Genomic DNA, 18,552 nt, shown 5'->3' on the forward strand with positions numbered 1-18,552 from the left:
CGGTACTCGAGGTGACCAACGGCCAGGGGGATTGCGCACAGATGACCAGCTATCCGGGAGCGGCGCTCGAAGCGCAGGCACTGACCAAGCAATTCGGCACAGTTCACGCGGTCTCGGACCTGAGCTTCGTCGTTCCGCGCGGAACGGTCACCGGATTCCTCGGCCCCAACGGATCGGGCAAGACGACGACGCTGCGCATGCTCCTCGGACTCGTCGCCCCCACCTCGGGTGTCGGCCTCGTCAACGGGGCTCCGTTCCGCGCTGCGACCCACCCGGCCCGCACGGTGGGAGCCGTCCTCGACTCGCTGAGCCTGCACCCCAAGCGCAGCGCTGCTCATCACCTGAAGATCTACACCGCCGCGATGGGCGTGCCGGACAGTCGCGCCCTCGACGTGCTGCACCTGGTCGGCCTCGGCGACGCCGCCGACCGCGCCGCGGGCGGCTTCTCCCTCGGGATGCGTCAGCGCCTGACGTTGGCGACGGCGCTGCTGGGAGATCCGGAAATCCTCGTGCTCGACGAACCCGCGAACGGTCTCGACCCCGAGGGAATCGCCTGGCTTCGCGACTTCCTGAAGGCATTCGCCGCGTCGGGGCGCACCGTGCTCGTATCGAGCCACATCCTGCGCGAGATCGAGCAGACCGTCGACAATCTGGTGATCGTCAGCGCAGGCGCACTCGTGTACCAGGGTTCCATCGCGCAACTGCGATCGACGCGTCCGAGCCGCGTCCTCGTGGCCGCATCGGACCCCGCGGCCTTGGCGTTGGCGTTGGCCTCGAATGGGTTCAACAACAGCCAACTGCTGCCCGACGGACGCATCGGCGTCGCCGGTACCGACGCGGCCACGATCGCCCGCATCGCGGCCGACGCCCAGGTGACGATCTTCGGGACCACCGGTGAACACGTCGACCTCGAGCAGGTGTTCCTGTCGATGACCGCGGGTCAGTACAACGCCGCACCCGTTCAGCAGAATCCGTACGGTTACGGCCCTCCGGGTCATCAGCAGGGTTACGGCCCACCGCCGGGGTACGGCCCTCCGCCGCAGAACTACGGTCCGCCACAGAACTGGAACGGGGGTCCGCGATGAACGCGTTGCTCACGTCGGAGATCCGCAAGGTCACGACACTGAAGTTCTGGTGGGCTCTGGCGATCGCTCCGATCGTCGTCGGAGTGTTCGCGTCCGTCATCACGTCGGTGATCGCGAATCAGCTGGGCGAATTCGAGGAGGACCTCGACATTTCCGGCGGGGTCGCCTCGATCGGCCTGTACGTCGCCGCCGGTGCCGCGATTCTGTTCGCCGGCATCTTCGGTGCCGTCAACGCCGGAACCGAATTCCGCCACAAGACCATCACCACCAGCTTCCTGACGGCCCGCGGCCGCGACGGGGTGATCGCCGCCAAACTCATCGTCACTGCGCTGTTCGGCCTCGGATACGGCCTGGTGGTGCTGCTGGCCAGCTTGATCTGTCTGCTGATCTTCAACGAGCGGACAGTGCTGCTGGACGGCGCGTTCATCGGCGTGGTGGCATCGTGCCTCCTCGCAGTGGTGCTGTGGTCTATGATCGGTGCCGGCCTGGGTCTGCTGCTCAAATCTCCGACGTGGGCCGCGATCGTGCTCGTCGCCTGGCTGCCGTTCGGCGAGGGTCTCATCTCGTTGATCCTGTTCGGACTCGGGCTCGGATCGGTCGCCGTGGCGTTGCCGTCGAATCTGACTCTGCCGACCATGGCGGCGACTCAACTCGACGACGCGGGCGACCTGGCGTCGTGGCCGTGGGCACCGTTCGGACTCGCGCTGTGGGCCGCGATCCTCACCGGCGTCGGCTGGTTCCTGGCCCGTACCCGCGACATCGACTGACGTCGCTTCGTTCGCGGGCCGACCCTGTCGGTGGCCGGGTCTAGCGTGGTGAATCGATGGCACACAGTAATGCGGTGAAAGACCGTGCAACGGCACCCCGACGCGGCTCGTCGACACTCGACAGCGCAGAACCCGCGTCGAGTACTCGGCGTGGGTGGATCAGACGTCTGATCGCGCAGTGCATGCTGCATCGACGCACCGCACTCGGAGCCTTGGGCGTGACGATGATCGCCGCGGTCATCGACATCTCGTTCCCGTTGCTCACCAGGGTCGCCATCGACGACGCGACCGCAGGCAGGGGCGAGAAGATCGCCACCGTCGCCGCCGCCATCGCACTGTTGGGTCTGGTGCGCTTCGCGTGCCAATTCGGTCGACGCATGCTCGCCGGCCGGCTCTCGATCGACGTCCAGCACGATCTGCGCCTCGACCTGCTCGCGTCACTGCAGCGGCTCGACGGGCGCAAACAGGACGAGATCCGTACCGGCCAGGTCGTGTCGAGATCGATCACCGACCTCCAACTGGTGCAGGGACTGCTGGCCATGGTGCCGCTGTCGGCGGGAGCCGTCCTGCAGTTCGTGCTGGCGCTGGCGGTGATGGCATATCTGTCGCCACTGCTCACCGTCGTCGCGGTACTCATCGTTCCTGCGGTCGGCATCGTGGTCTATCGAATTCGGCCCACTCTCTTCGCGGCCACCTGGTCGGCGCAGCAACGCGCCGCCGATCTGGCGCAACATGTCGAGGAGACGGTCACCGGCGTCCGAGTGGTGAAGGGCTTCGGACAGGAAGCCCGCGCGGTGGATCGCATCGAGACACTGGGTCGCACGCTGTTCGCCGAGCGCATGCGATCGGCCAAGATCAACTCGCGGTTCGCGCCGTCGATGGCCACCATTCCTCAACTCGGACTCGTCGGAGTCATCGCCCTCGGCGGCTATCTGGCCCTGGAGGGCCACATCACGATCGGCACGTTTTTGGCCTTCGCCACCTACGTCGCGACCCTGTCCGCCGTTACCCGCACCGTCTCGTCGGTGGTGATCATGGCTCAGCTCTCCCGCGCGGCCGTCGAGCGCGTCTACGAGGTGGTCGATACCGAGCCGTCCGACCCGGAACCGACCGAGCCCGTCGCGTTGCCCGATGGCCCGCTCGGAGTGCGCATCTCCGAGGTGACGTTCCGGTTCGAGCCCGAACGCGACGTGCTCACCGACCTGAACCTGACCGTCTCGCCCGGTGAAACGGTGGCCGTCGTCGGCCACGCGGGCTCGGGAAAGACCGCACTCGCACTCCTGCTCCCCCGCTTCTACCGCCCCGTTCGGGGACAGATCGCCCTGACGTCCGACGGAACGTCCATCGATATCGACGACCTCGACTCGACGTCCCTGCGCGAGGCCGTCTCTCTGGTATTCGACGAGCCGTTCCTCTTCTCCGACACCATCGCCGCCAACATCGCCCTCGGCAGGCCCGACGCAACCGCGGAGGAGATCGAGCATGCGGCGCGGCTGGCGCAGGCCTCGAACTTCATCGACGCCTTGCCCGAGGGATACGACAGCCTCGTCGGTGAGCGCGGCCTCACCCTGTCCGGAGGCCAGCGCCAACGCATCGCGCTGGCCCGCGCTCTTCTCGTCGAGCCGCGCATTCTGATCCTGGACGACGCCACCTCCGCCGTGGATGCCGAGACCGAGGCCGCCATCTTCGACGCGTTGCGCGGCGTCCGCACACGCGCGACTCTCGTTCTCGCTCATCGCCGCTCGACTCTGACCCTGGCCGACCGCGTTGCCGTCCTCGACAACGGCCGCATCATCGACACCGGAACGGTCGACGAACTGGATCAGCGTTGTCCGTTGTTCCGGGCCCTCCTGGCCGGCGGAGACGGCGAGCCGAACGACGATCCCGGCGCGGAGCCGACCGTGGACCCATCCGCCGACACGCTCTGGCCCGATACGTCTCCCGAGTCGACGGTCGCACCCGGCGCAGCCGCGGTACCCACGCCCGGAGGCGGAGGTGGTCACGGAACTGCGATGGCCGGGGCATTCGGCTCATTGGCACCCACACCGGCCATCTCCCGGGCAGTCGCGGCCCTGCCGCCTGCGACCGAGGACCCGGGCACATCGGGATCCGAACTGCGTCGACCCGACCCCGAGTTCCGGCTGTCGAGACTGCTGAGCCCGGTGCGCTTGTTGCTGGCAGCGGTGGTGGTGCTCCTCGCGCTGGACTCACTGGCCTCGATCGCCTTCCCCTCCCTCGTTCGCTACGCCGTGGACAGCGGGGTGGCCAGTGGAGACTCGAACACCCTGTGGATCGCCACCTCGATCGGCGTCGTGTTGGCAGCGGTGAGTTGGTTCGTCGTCTGCTGGACGACGGTCATCACCGCGAGGGCAGGCGAGCGAGTGCTCTTCGGACTCCGGGTGCGCAGCTACGCGCACATTCAGCGGCTCGGCCTGGACTACTACGAACGCGAGCTGTCGGGTCGCATCATGACCCGAATGACCACCGACGTCGATGCGCTGTCTTCGTTCATCCAGACCGGAGCCTCGACCGCGGTGGTGAGCGTGCTGACCATCGTCGGCATCGCCGCCGCACTGCTCGTCACCGACCCGGCACTCGGACTGGTGGCGCTGGCGGTGGTGCCGCCCCTGGCCGTGGCCACCGTCATCTTCCGGCGCATCTCCTCGGCGGCGTACTCGACGTCCCGCGAGCGCATCTCGATCGTCAACGCCGACTTCCAGGAGAACGTCACCGGACTGCGCGCCGCACAGGCGTACCGGCGCGAGGAGTACGCCGCATCCCGGTTCGCCGAACGCTCCGACCGCTACCGGGCGAGCCGAATGCGATCGCAGACCGCGATCTCGGTGTTCTTCCCCCTCATCACGTTGCTCTCCGACATCGCCCTCGCTGTCGTCGTGTTCGTCGGCGCACATCAGATCGCCACCGGCACCACCACCGCGGGCACCCTCGTGGCGTTCGTGCTCTACCTCGGGCTGCTCTTCGGACCGATCCAGCAGCTCTCGCAGGTGTTCGACGGTTACCAGCAGGCGCGTGTCGGCGTCGGCCGCATCGGGGATCTGCTGCGCACCACGAGTTCGATAGAGACCTCCACCAACGCGGACACCACCGCACTTCCCGGTGGACGCCTGCGCGCCGACATAGAACTAGTCGACGTCGGCTTTCGGTATGCCGGGGCACACTCCGACGCCTTGAGTGAGGTAAATCTCACCATCCCTGCCGGTACCACCGTCGCCTTGGTCGGACGCACGGGCGCGGGCAAATCGACGGTCGTGAAACTGCTGGCCCGCTTCTACGACCCCACCTCCGGATCGGTGCGCGTCGGCGGCCACGATCTACGCGACTATCGCCTCTCGGACTACCGGCACCGTCTCGGCGTCGTACCGCAGGAAGCGCACCTGTTCACCGGAACGGTCGCGTCGAACATCGCCTACGGCAGGCCCGACGCCACCCGCGCCGACATCGAGAACGCGGCTCGCTCCGTGGGCGCTCTGGCCACCATCGCTGCACTTCGCGGCGGCATGCACCAACCCGTCGGCGAGCGCGGGCAAGGGCTGTCCGCGGGTCAACGACAGCTGATCGCACTGGCCAGGGCCGAGCTGGTCGACCCCGACCTTCTGCTGCTCGACGAGGCCACCGCCACCCTCGACCCCGCGACCGAACGCACCGTGCTCGCAGCCAGCAGCGCCGTCGCACGCACCCGCACCGCAGTGGTCGTCGCGCACCGCTTGGCGACCGCCGCGCGAGCGGATCTGATCGTGGTGGTCGACGGCGGCCGTATCGTGGAAGTAGGTCGACATTCGGAGCTGCGCACGCGGGGCGGGTTCTACGCGCATCTGTGGACTGCGGCCGAAACGAACCGAGGGAATAATTCGATAGTCCAAGGTGTCATCGACAACGAGGCCGATGGTTACCGGTGAGTACATATCACAGCTACGTCCCGGACGCACGTGAGCTGGACCAAAGGTCTAGCCTGGACACGTACGCGCGCTGAACGGGAACGAAGACAGAAACGAGGCGAACTACTGCCGTGAGCAGCAGCTCTACTACCCAATTCGGACAGAATCAATGGCTGGTCGACGAGATGTACCAGCGATTCAAGCAGGACCCTTCATCCGTCGACGCGAGCTGGCACGAGTTTCTGACCGGTTACGACCCCGATGCTGCGGCCGACGAGACCGCCGGATCCAACGGTGCGGCCGGTAACGGCGCAGCCTCGAACGGTAGCTCGACCAAGTCCGCGCCTCCCGCAGCACCCGCGCCACCAGCCAAGCCGGCTGCCTCTGCTCCCGACAAGACCGACGCTCCGAAGGCCGCAGCACCCAAGGCCGCTCCGAAAGCCGCTGCTCCCAAGGCCGAGGCATCGAAGCCTGCCGCTGCCGCCAAGCCTGCCGAGAAGAAGGCAGCACCGGCCAAGTCCGCTCCCGCAAAGCCCGCCGCAGCCGAGTTCGGTGAAGAGTCGAGCAAGATTCTGCGCGGCGCTGCTGCCGCGGTGGCGAAGAACATGTCCGCCTCGTTGCAGATTCCGACCGCGACCAGTGTGCGTGCGATCCCGGCCAAGCTCATGGTCGACAACCGCCTCGTGATCAACAACCATCTCGCTCGCACCCGCGGCGGCAAGATCTCGTTCACACACCTGCTCGGCTATGCCATCGTGCAGGCCGTCAAGGCGTTCCCGAACATGAACCGCCACTTCGCCGAGGTCGACGGCAAGCCGAACGCCGTCACTCCGGCAGCGATCAACCTCGGTCTCGCGATCGACCTGCCCGGCAAGGACGGCAACCGTTCCCTCGTCGTTGCTGCCATCAAGAACACGCAGGACTTCACGTTCACGCAGTTCTACAACGCGTACGAGGACATCGTGCGTCGCGCTCGCGACGGCAAGCTCACCGGTGAGGACTTCCAGGGCGTCACCATCTCGCTGACCAACCCGGGTGGAATCGGAACCGTGCACTCGGTGCCGCGTCTGATGAACGGCCAGGGAGCCATCATCGGTGCAGGTGCCATGGAATACCCGGCGGAGTTCCAGGGAGCCAGCGACGAGCGTCTCGCCGAGTTCGGCGTCGGCAAGCTCATGACGCTGACCTCGACGTACGACCACCGCATCATTCAGGGTGCGGAGTCGGGCGACTTCCTCAAGACGATCCACAACCTGCTGATCAGCGACGAGTTCTACGACGAGCTGTTCCACTCGCTGAAGATCCCCTACGAGCCCATTCGCTGGCGCAAGGATTTGCCCGAGGGCACGGTCGACAAGAACACCCGCGTGCTCGAGCTCATCGCGGCGTACCGCAACCGCGGTCACCTGATGGCCGACACCGATCCGTTGCAGTTCACCAAGGACAAGTTCCGGATGCACCCGGACCTCGACGTGATCAGCCACGACCTCACGCTGTGGGATCTCGACCGCGAATTCAAGGTCGGCGGATTCCACGGCAAGGACAAGATGAAGCTGCGGGACGTGCTCAGCGTTCTGCGCGACTCGTACTGCCGCCACGTGGGCGTCGAGTACACCCACATCCTCGAGACCGAGCAGGTCACCTGGTTGCAGGAGCGCGTCGAGGCCAAGCACGTCAAACCGACTGTGGCGCAACAGAAGTACATCCTCAGCAAGCTCAACGCAGCCGAGGCGTTCGAGACGTTCCTGCAGACCAAGTACGTCGGGCAGAAGCGCTTCTCGCTCGAAGGTGCCGAGTCGGTCATCCCGATGATGGATTCGGTCATCGACCAGAGCGCCGAGTACGCCCTCGACGAGGTCGTCATCGGCATGCCCCACCGTGGACGGCTCAACGTGCTCGCCAACATCGTCGGCAAGCCGTACTCGAAGATCTTCACCGAGTTCGAGGGCAACATGAACCCGGCCGCCGCACACGGCTCCGGCGACGTGAAGTACCACCTCGGTGCCGAGGGCACGTACATCCAGATGTTCGGCGAGAACGACATCAAGGTCTCGCTCACCGCGAACCCGTCGCACCTCGAAGCCGTCGACCCCGTTCTCGAAGGCCTCGTCCGTGCCAAGCAGGACCTGCTGGACAAGGGCACCGGCCAGGGCGGTTACTCCGTTCTGCCGCTGATGCTGCACGGAGACGCGGCATTCGCAGGCCAGGGCGTCGTCGCCGAGACGCTGAACCTGTCCGATCTGCGGGGCTACCGCACCGGCGGCACCGTGCACATCGTCGTCAACAACCAGGTCGGCTTCACCACCTCACCGGAGTTCTCGCGTTCGTCCGAGTACTGCACCGATGTGGCGAAGATGATTGCCGCACCGATCTTCCACGTCAACGGCGACGACCCCGAGGCGTGTGCCTGGGTGGCTCAGCTGGCGGTGGACTTCCGTCAGAAGTTCCACAAGGACGTCGTCATCGACATGATCTGCTACCGCCGTCGCGGCCACAACGAGGGCGACGACCCCTCGATGACGCAGCCGGCGATGTACGACGTGATCGACACCAAGCGCAGCGTCCGCAAGAGCTACACCGAATCGCTCATCGGCCGTGGAGACATCTCGCTCAAGGAAGCCGAGGACGCGCTCCGCGACTACCAGGGTCAGCTCGAACGCGTCTTCAACGAGGTACGCGAACTCGAGAAGTACACCCCGGAGCCCAGCGAATCGGTCGAACTCGACCAGCAGTTGCCTGCCAAGCTCACCACGGCCGTCGACAAGGCCGTGCTGCACCGTATCGGCGATGCGCACCTCGACGTTCCCGACGGCTTCAACGTGCACCCGCGCGTCAAGCCGGTGCTCGAGAAGCGTCGCGAGATGGCACACGAGGGCAAGGTCGACTGGGCATTCGGCGAGCTGTTGGCGCTCGGATCATTGGTCGACGAGGGGCGCAACATCCGCTTCTCCGGCCAGGACACCCGCCGCGGCACGTTCACCCAGCGTCACTCGGTGATCATCGACCGCAAGACCGGTGCCGAGTACACGCCGCTGCAGAACATCGGCAGCGACAACCCCGGCAAGTTCATGGTCTACGACTCCGCGCTCAGCGAGTTCGCAGCCGTCGGCTTCGAGTACGGCTACTCCGTGGGCAACCCGGACGCACTGGTGATGTGGGAAGCGCAGTTCGGCGACTTCGTCAACGGCGCACAGTCCATCATCGACGAGTTCATCTCGTCCGGTGAAGCCAAGTGGGGTCAGCTCTCCGACGTCGTGCTGCTGCTGCCGCACGGCCACGAAGGCCAGGGTCCCGACCACACGTCCGGACGCATCGAACGCTTCCTGACGCTGTGCGCCGAAGGCTCGATGACCGTCGCACTCCCCTCGACCCCCGCGAACTACTTCCACCTGCTGCGCAGGCACGCGCGTGACGGTATCCGTCGCCCGCTGATCGTCTTCACCCCGAAGTCGATGCTGCGCAACAAGGCAGCAGTGAGCAACATCGAGGACTTCACCGACGGCAAGTTCCACTCGGTGTTCGACGAGCCCACCTATGACACCGGCACCGGAGACCGCAATGCGGTCAAGCGCGTGCTGATGGTCAGCGGCAAGCTCTACTACGAACTGCTCGCTCGCAAGCAGAAGGACAACCGCGACGACGTCGCGATCGTTCGCGTCGAGCAGCTCTACCCCGTGCCGGTCCGTCGCATCAGGGAAGCCCTCGAGAGCTACCCGAACGCCACCGAGTTCCGTTGGGTTCAGGAAGAGCCTGCGAACCAGGGTGCCTGGCCGTTCTTCGGTCTCGCACTGCCCGAGCTCATGCCCGAGAAGCTGGTCGGCATCAAGCGCATCTCGCGTCGCGCAATGTCCGCCCCGTCATCGGGATCGAGCAAGGTGCACGCCGTCGAGCAGCTCGAAATCATCGACGAGGCCTTCAACGCAGTCGGCGAAGGCTAGACAAGTAGTTCGATAGCGACAGCGGCCCACTCCCTCGGGGATGGGCCGCTGTTGTCGTTTCTGGGCTCACCCGTTCCGCCCCCGCCAGGTTCGGATCAATGTGAGATTCAGTCATTCAGAGTGCAACAAAGGGACATTGATCCCAACGGGGGCGGGATCAGGCGTCCGCGTCGGTATCGGGGTTCGTTCCCAGGAGTGCGGTGATCATTCCCGGCGCCAGGGCGACAGCGGGGAGGGCGTTGACGTTGAGGTCGATCAGTTCGTCGCGGCCCAGCTCCGGCGCGGTGAGCCAGTTGATGGTCGTTTCCTCGACGAATGCGATCCAGCCGCGGACGGCCAACACGATGGTGGGGGTGACCTCGATGTCGATTCCCCCGAGTTGCGCCAGCGTTCGGTCGGCCATGGCGGAACGGGTGTCCTCGAACACCGCGCGCATCTGCGGGTCGCCGCTGGGGGTGCCGCGCAGGAGGGAGACGTACATCTGCCGCTTGTCGGTGACGTAATCGACGTAGTTCGCGATGGAATCGCGCAGAATCTCGTACGGTGGCAGCGAAGGATCGGGTGCGGTGCGTTCTAGCATGACGCGCGAGGATTCACGCACGATTTCGAGGTGAAACTCCTGCTTGGAGGCGAAGTAGTGGAACAGAAGGCCTCGGGAGACACCTGCTTGGTCTGCGATGTCCTCGACGGAGATCTGTTCGAGGGGGCGGTCGGCGAGCATCTCGGTGCCGAGCTCGATCAGTTGCGCTCGTCGTTGCTGCGGACTGAGTCTGGTCCTCTTCGTGGTCGATGCGGCGGGGCTGTTCACGAACGCCATGCAACCACCCTACTGAATGTTAGTCAATAACTATTGACTCACACTCAATAAGCTTCTACGCTCCCCTACATGAGTCTTCCCGTAACAGATACTTCGGACCGTGCAACGACGCCGCGTCACGTCGATACGCTGATCATCGGCAGCGGATTCGCCGGCCTCGGCGCCGCGATCAAGCTGACGAAAGCAGGCAAGAAGGACTTCGTCGTGCTCGAACGCGGCCACGACGTCGGCGGCACCTGGCGCGACAACACCTACCCCGGTGCCGCCTGCGACGTGCCGTCGCACCTGTACTCCTACTCGTTCGCGCTGAACCCGGACTGGACGCGCTCGTTCTCCACGCAGCCCGAGATCCAGAAGTACATCGCCGGGGTGGCGCGTAAGTACGGCGTCATGGACAAGCACGTGTTCGGTACGGATGTGACCTCGGCTCGCTGGAACGCCGAGACGAGCCGCTGGGACGTCGAGACCACCACCGGCAACTACACCGCCAAGATCGTCGTCTCGGCCGTCGGCGCGCTGTGTGAGCCGAACCTGCCCGACATCAAGGGAATTCACGACTTCAAGGGCGACGTCTTCCACTCGGCTCAGTGGAATCACGACGTCTCGCTCGCCGGCAAGCGCGTCGCCGTCATCGGTACCGGCGCGTCGGCGATCCAAATCGTGCCCGCCATCGCGGGCCAGGTGGAACACCTGGACGTGTACCAGCGCACCGCGCCGTGGATCCTTCCCCGCGCCGACCGTCCGTACACCAAGCTCGAGCGCTTCGCCTTCAAGCACGTTCCCGGATTCCAGCGCCTCTCACGTAGCGGCATCTATGCGATGCGCGAGACCCAGGTCGTCGGACTGGCCAAGGCTCCGGCCTTCATGAAGCCGCTGCAGTGGGCGTCGGAGAACCACCTGCGCACCCAGATCAAGGACAAGGCCCTGCGCGCCAAGGTCACCCCGAACTTCCGCATCGGCTGCAAGCGCATGCTGATCTCGAACGCGTACTACCCGGCGTTGGCCAAGAGCAACGTCGACCTCGTCACCGACGGCATCGCCGAGGTCCGCGAGGGCTCCATCGTCACCAAGGACGGCACCGAACGCCCGATCGATGCGCTCGTCGTCGCCACCGGCTTCCACGTCACCGACTCCCCCGCGTACCACGGCATCACCGGCAAGGACGGCCGCACACTGGCCGAAACCTTCGAGGACGGCGGACAGCAGGGTTACAAGGGTGCGGCGGTCGCGAACTTCCCCAACATGTTCTTCCTGGTGGGCCCCAACACCGGCCTGGGCCACACCTCGATGGTGTTCATGATCGAGTCGCAGATCAACTACCTGGTCGACGCGTTGAACACCATCGACAAGCACGACATCGGCACCATCGAGGTGCGCAAGGACGTCCAGGACGAGTACAACGTGACGCTGCAGGACCAGCTCGCCAAGAGCGTCTGGATGAACGGCGGGTGCGCCAGCTGGTACCTCGACAAGCACGGCAACAACACGACGCTGTGGCCGGGCTTCACCTTCGAGTTCCGCAGAATCACCAGGAACTTCGATCTCGATGCGTACCGTAGCGTCGCTACCGCAGACCTGCCCTCCGGATCGTCGGCGAACAACTCCGCCGGCAACAACACAGACAAGGTGTCCGCACGATGAGCACATTCACAGGCAAGGTGGCCGTCGTCACCGGCGCGGGCTCGGGAATCGGCCGCGCGTTGGCCCTCGAGCTGGCCGGACGCGGAGCGAAGTTGGCACTGTCCGACGTCGACACCGCCGGACTCGACGAGACCGTTCGACGGGTCGAGGCGCTGGGTGCCGAGGTCAAATCGGATTTCTTGGATGTCTCCCAGCGCGAGACCGTGCTGGACTACGCCGAGGCCGTCGTCGCGCATTTCGGCAAGGTCAACCAGATCTACAACAACGCAGGCATCGCGTACCACGGTGACGTCGAGAAGTCATCGTTCAAGGACATCGAGCGCATCGTCGACGTCGATTTCTGGGGAGTCGTCAACGGCACCAAGGCATTTCTGCCGCACATCCAGGCCTCCGGCGACGGCCACATCATCAACATCTCCAGCCTCTTCGGCTTGCTGGCCATGCCGTCGCAGTCCGCGTACAACGCCGCGAAGTTCGCCGTCCGAGGGTTCAGCGAATCGCTGCGCATGGAGATGCTGATCTCGAAGGCACCGGTGAAGGTGACCGTGGTGCACCCCGGTGGCATCAAGACCGCCATCGCCCGCAACGCCACCGTCGCCGAGAACTTCGACCAGGCCGACGTTGCGAAATTCTTCGACGCCAAGCTGGCCAAGACCACCCCGATCGACGCGGCCAAGACCATCCTCAAGGGCGTCGAGAAGGGCAAGGGCCGGGTACTGATCGGGTCCGACGCCATCGCGCTCGATCTGCTGCAGCGCATCACCGGTTCGCGGTACCAGGGCTTGGTCGCCATGGTGTCCAAGCGGGCGATGCCACGCACGAAGAAGTAGAAGGGGACCGTCGGTGAAGTCGTTCTACATTCCGCTGCCGATCGTCGCGGCCGCGTTGAAGCCGTTCTATCGCGTCGCGCTGAATTCGCGCTTCTCGTTTCGCACGCAGCGGCTGATCCTCGAAGCCGGGGCTCCGCTGCAGACGCTCCCCCACGGAACCGTCGCGCAGAAGTTGACGCTCGCCGGGCGTCGAGCAGAGCGCATCACCGTCGGGGCGACCGAACGTGACACCGCGATTCTGTACCTGCACGGCGGCGCGTACACGATCGGTTCGATCAACACGCATCGGTCACTGGCCGCGCATCTGGCCCGGGAATCGGCCAGCGCCGTCTACGTGCTCGACTACCGGTTGGCCCCGGAGAATCCGTACCCGGCAGGTCTGGACGACGCCGTGGCGGCGTTCCGCGAGCTGGTCCGACTGCACGGATTCACTGCGGACCGCATCGCCATTGCAGGCGATTCCGCAGGTGGAGGGTTGACGGTTGCCACCGCCCGGCGTCTGGTGGACGACGGCACCAGCCCGGCCGCCCTCGGCCTGATCTCGCCGTGGGTCGATCCCGGAGCGCGCGACGCCGCGAAGGACCGCGATCTCGTGGTCAACACCGGCTGGTCGTACAGCTCGGCCGACGCCTATCTGGGCGCGGGCGATCCACTGGACCAGGGCTTTGCTCCACTGTTGGGAAACCTGGACGGATTGCCCCCGGTCGTCATGCACGTCGGCACCGACGAGGTGTTGTACGCGCAGATCACCGCGTTCGCGGACAAGCTGCGACTGTCCGGCGTGGAGCTCGAACACGTGGAATACAAGAAGCTCTGGCACGTGGCCCATCTACAGGCGTCGATCCTGCGGGAGGCGGCTCAGGCCGTCCAGCACATGGGCTCGTACCTGGGGCGCAAGGTCAGGGCAACGCAGACGGGCACAGCGTCACAGGTTGCGCTCACCGAGCCAGCGGCCGGCGACCTCGCCTGACGGAACGCCGTTGCGGACCTCGCCGATCATGTCGGCGAGGTCCGCAGTCGTCAGCTCCCCCGCCACCACCGAGAACGACCTCAGAGCACTCTCGTCGAGCACTCCGTTGGCGTAGAGCGGAACCACGTTCTGCGCCGGATACACATGGTCGTCGTCGGGCAGCGTGGTCAGATCCTTCGCCAACGGGCCGAACGACGCGGTGCGAATCGCCAGTACGTCGACCTCCCCGGCGTTCAAGCCGTCGACGGCGGACTGCGCATCGGCATACGGGGTGACATCGGTGAAGGACGCCCCCGTGAACGTGGAGCTCCTCGTGCCTTCCACAAGGACGTCCATCGGATCGACCTGGCCGTCCACGATTCCCACGGTTCTTTCCTCACGCCCCAGGAACTCGGTCACCGTCTCGTCGCCCGATTCACTGCCCGACGCCTCCGCGATGGCAAGTCGATCCTCGGCGGTGGCGTAATCCCCCACCGACAGACCGGCCGGCAGTGATCGGTTCAGTTCTGTGTAGACGTCCTCGGCCTCGGTTGCCGCGGACAGAGTGTCGAAGGTGCGCAGCAGCTCTCCGGTCAGGTCGGGAACCATCGTCACCTCCCCGCGGTCCAGCGCCGCGAGGTAGTCGGCCCGATCGCCCATGTCTTCCTCGACCGAGACGTTCGCTCCCGTCGACCGCAGTCCCCCGGCGTAGATCTGCGCGAGCAGACGCGAAAGATCCGAGCTGCCTGCTCCGACGACGACGGGCGCGGCAGCCGGGTCGGCCGACGTGCCCGCACTGCATCCGCCGACCAGTCCGGCGATCGACATCACCAGGGCCGCTGCCAGAACCGACGATCGCACTGTCATTTTCTCCTGTTCACCGCCCGGATGGTTTACCGATCTCGGCCGCGGGGCACTAGTGCGAACGAGACGGTAGTCGAACCAACCTTATGGGCACGCTGAATTCGACTACCATCCCGAGCAGCCCGAGTCCTGGTTCCTTCGATGCCCCCGCAGCGCGAGTGGGGTCGAGAAGGAGATGGGTAGGACTGTGCCCGAACCGATGGAAGGACACCATGACCACCTCCCGAATCACGCGCGCGTTCTCCGCTCCGAGGGCAGTGGCAGCCGTTGCCGCACTCGCTCTCTCGGTCACCGCTCTGACCGCCTGCGGCGGAAATTCGGACCCACTGTCCAGCGGTGGCGGCGAGAGCAACAGCGACACCAACTCCATCATCATCGGCTCGGCCAACTTCCCCGAGTCCGAGACCGTGGCGAACATCTACGCCGAGGCCCTGCGCGCCAACGGTTTCGAGGTGAGCACCAAGCTCAACATCGGCAGCCGCGAGGCCTACATTCCCGCAGTGCGAGACGGGTCGATCGACCTGATCCCCGACTACACCGGAAACCTGCTGCAGTACTTGGACGAATCCGCGACCGCCACGTCCTCCGAGGACGTCCTGGCTGCGTTGCCCGCCGCACTGGGCGACGACCTCACCGTGACAGCGCAGGCACCGGGCGAGGACAAGGACGCCGTCGTCGTCACTCGCCAGACCGCCACCGAGCGCAACCTCACCACCATCGGCGATCTCGCCCCGTTCTCCTCCGAGGTGACGTTCGCCGGTACGCCGGAGTTCCAGGAGCGCGTCGGCGGTCTGCCCGGTCTGCGAGACAAGTACGGCCTGGACATCTCGCCCGGCAACTACATCCCGATCTCCGACGGCGGCGGCCCGGCCACGGTGGAGGCGCTCGTCTCCGGGCAGGTCGTCGCGGCCGACATCTTCACCACCGCACCTTCGATCGCACAGAACGATCTCGTCGTCCTCGAGGACCCGGAGAACAACTTTGCGGCCCAGAACATCATTCCGGTGCTGCGCACGTCCAAGCAGTCCGACAAGCTCACTCAGGTGCTCGACGCCGTCTCGGCACAGATCACCACCGAAGAGTTGATCGCGCTGAACACGCGAGTCTCCGGTGACGAGAAGGTCGAACCCGCGGCAGCAGCAGCGGATTGGGTAGCGGACAAGGGTCTGGATCAGCCGGTCAGCTGATGATCACCTTCGAGCACGTCAACAAGACGTACCCCGACAACACCACCGCGGTCGACTCTCTGGACCTGGTGATCGAGCCCCACTCGTTCACCGTGTTCGTGGGGCCGTCCGGCTGCGGCAAGACCACGTCGATGCGGATGATCAATCGCATGATCACGCCCACCTCGGGCGTGATCACGGTCGACGGTCGCAACATCGCGGACACCGACGCGGTGAAGCTGCGCCGCGGTATCGGCTACGTCATTCAGAGTGCCGGGTTGTTGCCGCACCGCACCGTCGTCGACAACGTCGCCACGGTGCCGGTACTGAACGGCGAATCGCGTCGCGCTGCACGCAAGGCTGCGCTCGACGTCCTCGAGCGCGTCGGCCTGGACCCGGCATTCGCCTCGCGCTACCCGGCGCAACTGTCCGGCGGGCAGCAACAGCGGGTGGGTGTGGCCCGGGCGCTGGCCGCCGACCCGCCGATCCTGTTGATGGACGAGCCCTTCAGTGCGGTGGACCCGGTGGTTCGTGAAGAACTGCAGATCGAGATGCTGCGATTGCAGGCCGATCTGAAGAAGACGATCGTCTTCGTCACCCACGACATCGACGAGGCCGTCCGGCTCGGCGATCGCATCGCGGTCTTCGGACCACAGGGCCGACTGCAGCAGTACGACAAGCCGGAGACCGTACTCGCCGCACCGGCAACGTCGTTCGTGGCGTCGTTCGTCGGCCGCGATCGCGGCTACCGCGGGCTGTCGTTCAGGTCGGCGCAGGCGGTAACCATGCACCCGATCCACACGGCGACGCAGGACGAGATCCACGGCCTCCGACTGGACCAGGGGCAGTGGGTTCTCGTCGTCGACGAGCAGCGCCGTCCGCTCGGGTGGATCGACGCGACCGGAGTCGAGAAGGTGCGCGACGGCCGGAGCATCGACGAGAGCACGGCGGCGGGTGGCTCGCTGTTCCTCGAGGGCGGCGATCTGCGTCAGGCACTCGACGCGGCGATCTCCTCGCCGTCGGGAATCGGTGTCGCGGTCGATGCGTCCGGGGCGGCCGTGGGTAGCGTCGACGGTGCGGAGATCCTCGAACACTTGGCTGCGCAACGTAAGTCGGAGGACTCCGAGCGCAACCGGCACCACTTCCTCTCCAGCGGGGACTCCGACCAGTGACCTGGCTGTTGGACAACTTCGATGTGGTTCTCGGCTACACCAAGACGCACCTGTATCTCTCGCTCGTCCCGCTGTTCGTCGGGTTGCTCATCGCCATCCCGCTGGGCACCGTCATTCGCAACACTCGCTGGGTTCGTCGAATCACGTTGACGGTGGCCAGTATTGCGTTCACGCTTCCCTCGCTCGCCCTGTTCGTCACCATCCCCGCAGTGGTCGGTCTACCGGTACTCGATCCGTTGAACGTGGTGATCGCCCTGTCGGTGTACTCGACCGCGCTGCTGGTGCGCGCGGTTCCCGAGGCTCTCGACTCGGTGCCGTTCGCCGTGGTCGATTCCGCCGAGGCGATGGGCTACTCGTCGCAGCGGCGAGCGCTGACCGTCGAACTGCCACTGGCGCTTCCGGTACTGATCGCGAACATCAGAGTCGTGGCAGTCACGAACATCTCGCTGGTCTCGGTGGGATCGGTGATCGGCATCGGCGGCCTCGGCCAGCTGTTCACCCAGGGCTACCAGCGTGACTATCCCGACCAGATCTTCGCGGGCATCATCTCGATCGTGTTCCTTGCGTTGATCTTCGACGCGGCCCTGTTCCTGCTGGGCCGTCGACTCACTCCGTGGACGCGGCTGAGCACGGGCTCGTCGAAGAAGAAGGCACGCGCATGAATCTCTTCACCGAGGCGTTCTCGTACATTCTCGACGGCGGAAACTGGGCCGGGCCAACGGGAATCGGCGCACGACTGATCGAACACATGTGGTACAGCCTGCTGGCAGTGCTGCTCTCGGCTGCAGTCGCGGTTCCCGTCGGTCTGCTCATCGGTCACCTGCGCCGCGGCGAGGCCTTCATCGTCGGACTCGTCAACGCGCTCCGGTCGCTGCCGACCCTCGGCATCCTCGTGTTCCTGGTTCTGGTGATCGGATTGGGTCTCGTCCCCCCGATCATCGCACTGGTGCTGCTGGGCATTCCTCCGCTGTTGGCCGGCACGTACTCCGGCATCGCCAACGTCGACGCCAACGTCGTCGACGCCGCCCGCGCCATGGGGATGACCGAAACCCAAGTGCTGTTTCGGGTCGAGATCCCCAACGCGCTACCTTTGATCCTCGGCGGACTCCGCAACACCACCCTGCAGATCATCGCCACCGCGACCATCGCGGCCTACGTCAACCTCGGTGGGCTCGGCCGCTACATCTTCGACGGGCTCGCGCTCTACGACTACGGCCGCGTTCTCGTCGGCGCGATCCTGGTGGCTCTGCTGACCCTGATCGTCGACGGCCTTCTCGCCCTCGCGGTGTGGACGTCCGTTCCGGGAACCGGTCGTCTGCGGCGGATGCCGACCGGACTCGCGAAAGTCTGACTCGTCCCACGACGAAAGACACCGGCGAACCGCAGGCCCGGGTGGGGCCGGGTTCGCCGGTGTCTTCTTTCCGTTT

General features: G+C 65.6%; 13 protein-coding genes. 11 read left to right on the forward strand and 2 right to left on the reverse strand.

The genetic code is table 11. The features are described 5' to 3' along the window. The first annotated feature begins 41 nt into the window (after positions 1-41). The 4 genes from AYK61_RS22810 (at position 42) to AYK61_RS22825 (ending at position 9,686) form a co-directional block, all read left to right on the forward strand. Entirely contained in the window at positions 42-1,085 is a 1,044-nt protein-coding gene (locus tag AYK61_RS22810; protein ID WP_121873229.1) for an ABC transporter ATP-binding protein, read from the forward strand. Further along, on the forward strand, positions 1,082-1,852 hold the full coding sequence (locus AYK61_RS22815; RefSeq protein ID WP_121873230.1) for an ABC transporter permease: 771 nt from the start codon (positions 1,082-1,084) through the stop codon (positions 1,850-1,852). Before AYK61_RS22810 ends, AYK61_RS22815 begins: the two co-directional genes overlap by 4 nt. A gap of 182 nt (positions 1,853-2,034) precedes the next feature. Continuing rightward, positions 2,035-5,769: an ABC transporter ATP-binding protein gene (locus AYK61_RS22820; protein ID WP_121873572.1), complete on the forward strand. Its 3,735-nt coding sequence runs from the start codon at positions 2,035-2,037 to the stop codon at positions 5,767-5,769. A 110-nt stretch (positions 5,770-5,879) separates the two neighbouring features. After that, complete coding sequence (locus AYK61_RS22825) at positions 5,880-9,686, forward strand: multifunctional oxoglutarate decarboxylase/oxoglutarate dehydrogenase thiamine pyrophosphate-binding subunit/dihydrolipoyllysine-residue succinyltransferase subunit (RefSeq protein ID WP_121873231.1); 3,807 nt, start codon at positions 5,880-5,882, stop codon at positions 9,684-9,686. Positions 9,687-9,843: 157 nt separating this feature from the next. On the opposite strand, the gene AYK61_RS22830 is transcribed toward AYK61_RS22825, so the two are convergent. Then, positions 9,844-10,503, reverse strand: coding sequence for a TetR/AcrR family transcriptional regulator (locus tag AYK61_RS22830; RefSeq protein ID WP_121873232.1), 660 nt, complete (start codon positions 10,501-10,503; stop codon positions 9,844-9,846). A gap of 69 nt (positions 10,504-10,572) precedes the next feature. Here AYK61_RS22830 and AYK61_RS22835 point away from each other — a divergent pair, with 69 nt between their 5' ends. The 3 genes from AYK61_RS22835 to AYK61_RS22845 are packed head-to-tail and all read left to right on the forward strand — an operon-like array spanning position 10,573 to position 13,944. Continuing rightward, positions 10,573-12,144, forward strand: a complete 1,572-nt coding sequence (locus AYK61_RS22835) for an NAD(P)/FAD-dependent oxidoreductase (protein WP_121873233.1) — start codon at positions 10,573-10,575, stop codon at positions 12,142-12,144. Then, the gene (locus tag AYK61_RS22840) at positions 12,141-12,974 is read left to right on the forward strand and encodes an SDR family oxidoreductase (protein WP_121873234.1); all 834 of its coding nucleotides are present in this window, start codon (positions 12,141-12,143) and stop codon (positions 12,972-12,974) included. The genes AYK61_RS22835 and AYK61_RS22840 overlap by 4 nt, the downstream gene beginning before the upstream one ends. Positions 12,975-12,987: 13 nt before the next feature. Further along, positions 12,988-13,944, forward strand: coding sequence for an alpha/beta hydrolase (locus AYK61_RS22845; RefSeq protein WP_121873235.1), 957 nt, complete (start codon positions 12,988-12,990; stop codon positions 13,942-13,944). Here AYK61_RS22845 and AYK61_RS22850 read toward each other — a convergent pair. Beyond that, a complete protein-coding gene (locus tag AYK61_RS22850) occupies positions 13,900-14,790 on the reverse strand; it encodes a glycine betaine ABC transporter substrate-binding protein (RefSeq protein ID WP_121873236.1) in 891 nt (296 codons plus the stop codon). The genes AYK61_RS22845 and AYK61_RS22850 overlap by 45 nt on opposite strands. 209 nt (positions 14,791-14,999) lie before the next feature. Here AYK61_RS22850 and AYK61_RS22855 point away from each other — a divergent pair, with 209 nt between their 5' ends. The 4 genes from AYK61_RS22855 to AYK61_RS22870 are packed head-to-tail and all read left to right on the forward strand — an operon-like array spanning position 15,000 to position 18,476. Continuing rightward, positions 15,000-15,974 carry an ABC transporter substrate-binding protein gene (locus AYK61_RS22855; protein ID WP_121873237.1) on the forward strand — a complete coding sequence of 325 codons (975 nt, stop codon included), beginning with the start codon at positions 15,000-15,002 and terminating at the stop codon, positions 15,972-15,974. After that, positions 15,974-17,125, forward strand: a complete 1,152-nt coding sequence (locus AYK61_RS22860) for an ABC transporter ATP-binding protein (protein WP_121873238.1) — start codon at positions 15,974-15,976, stop codon at positions 17,123-17,125. Before AYK61_RS22855 ends, AYK61_RS22860 begins: the two co-directional genes overlap by 1 nt. Then, positions 17,122-17,787 (forward strand): ABC transporter permease, encoded by a 666-nt coding sequence (locus tag AYK61_RS22865; RefSeq protein ID WP_121873239.1) that lies wholly within the window; start codon positions 17,122-17,124, stop codon positions 17,785-17,787. Before AYK61_RS22860 ends, AYK61_RS22865 begins: the two co-directional genes overlap by 4 nt. Further along, a complete protein-coding gene (locus tag AYK61_RS22870) occupies positions 17,784-18,476 on the forward strand; it encodes an ABC transporter permease (RefSeq protein WP_121873240.1) in 693 nt (230 codons plus the stop codon). Before AYK61_RS22865 ends, AYK61_RS22870 begins: the two co-directional genes overlap by 4 nt. Positions 18,477-18,552: the final 76 nt, after the last annotated feature.

The sequence above is a fragment of the Rhodococcus sp. SBT000017 genome (assembly GCF_003688915.1).
Classification (GTDB): Bacteria; Actinomycetota; Actinomycetes; order Mycobacteriales; family Mycobacteriaceae; genus Rhodococcoides.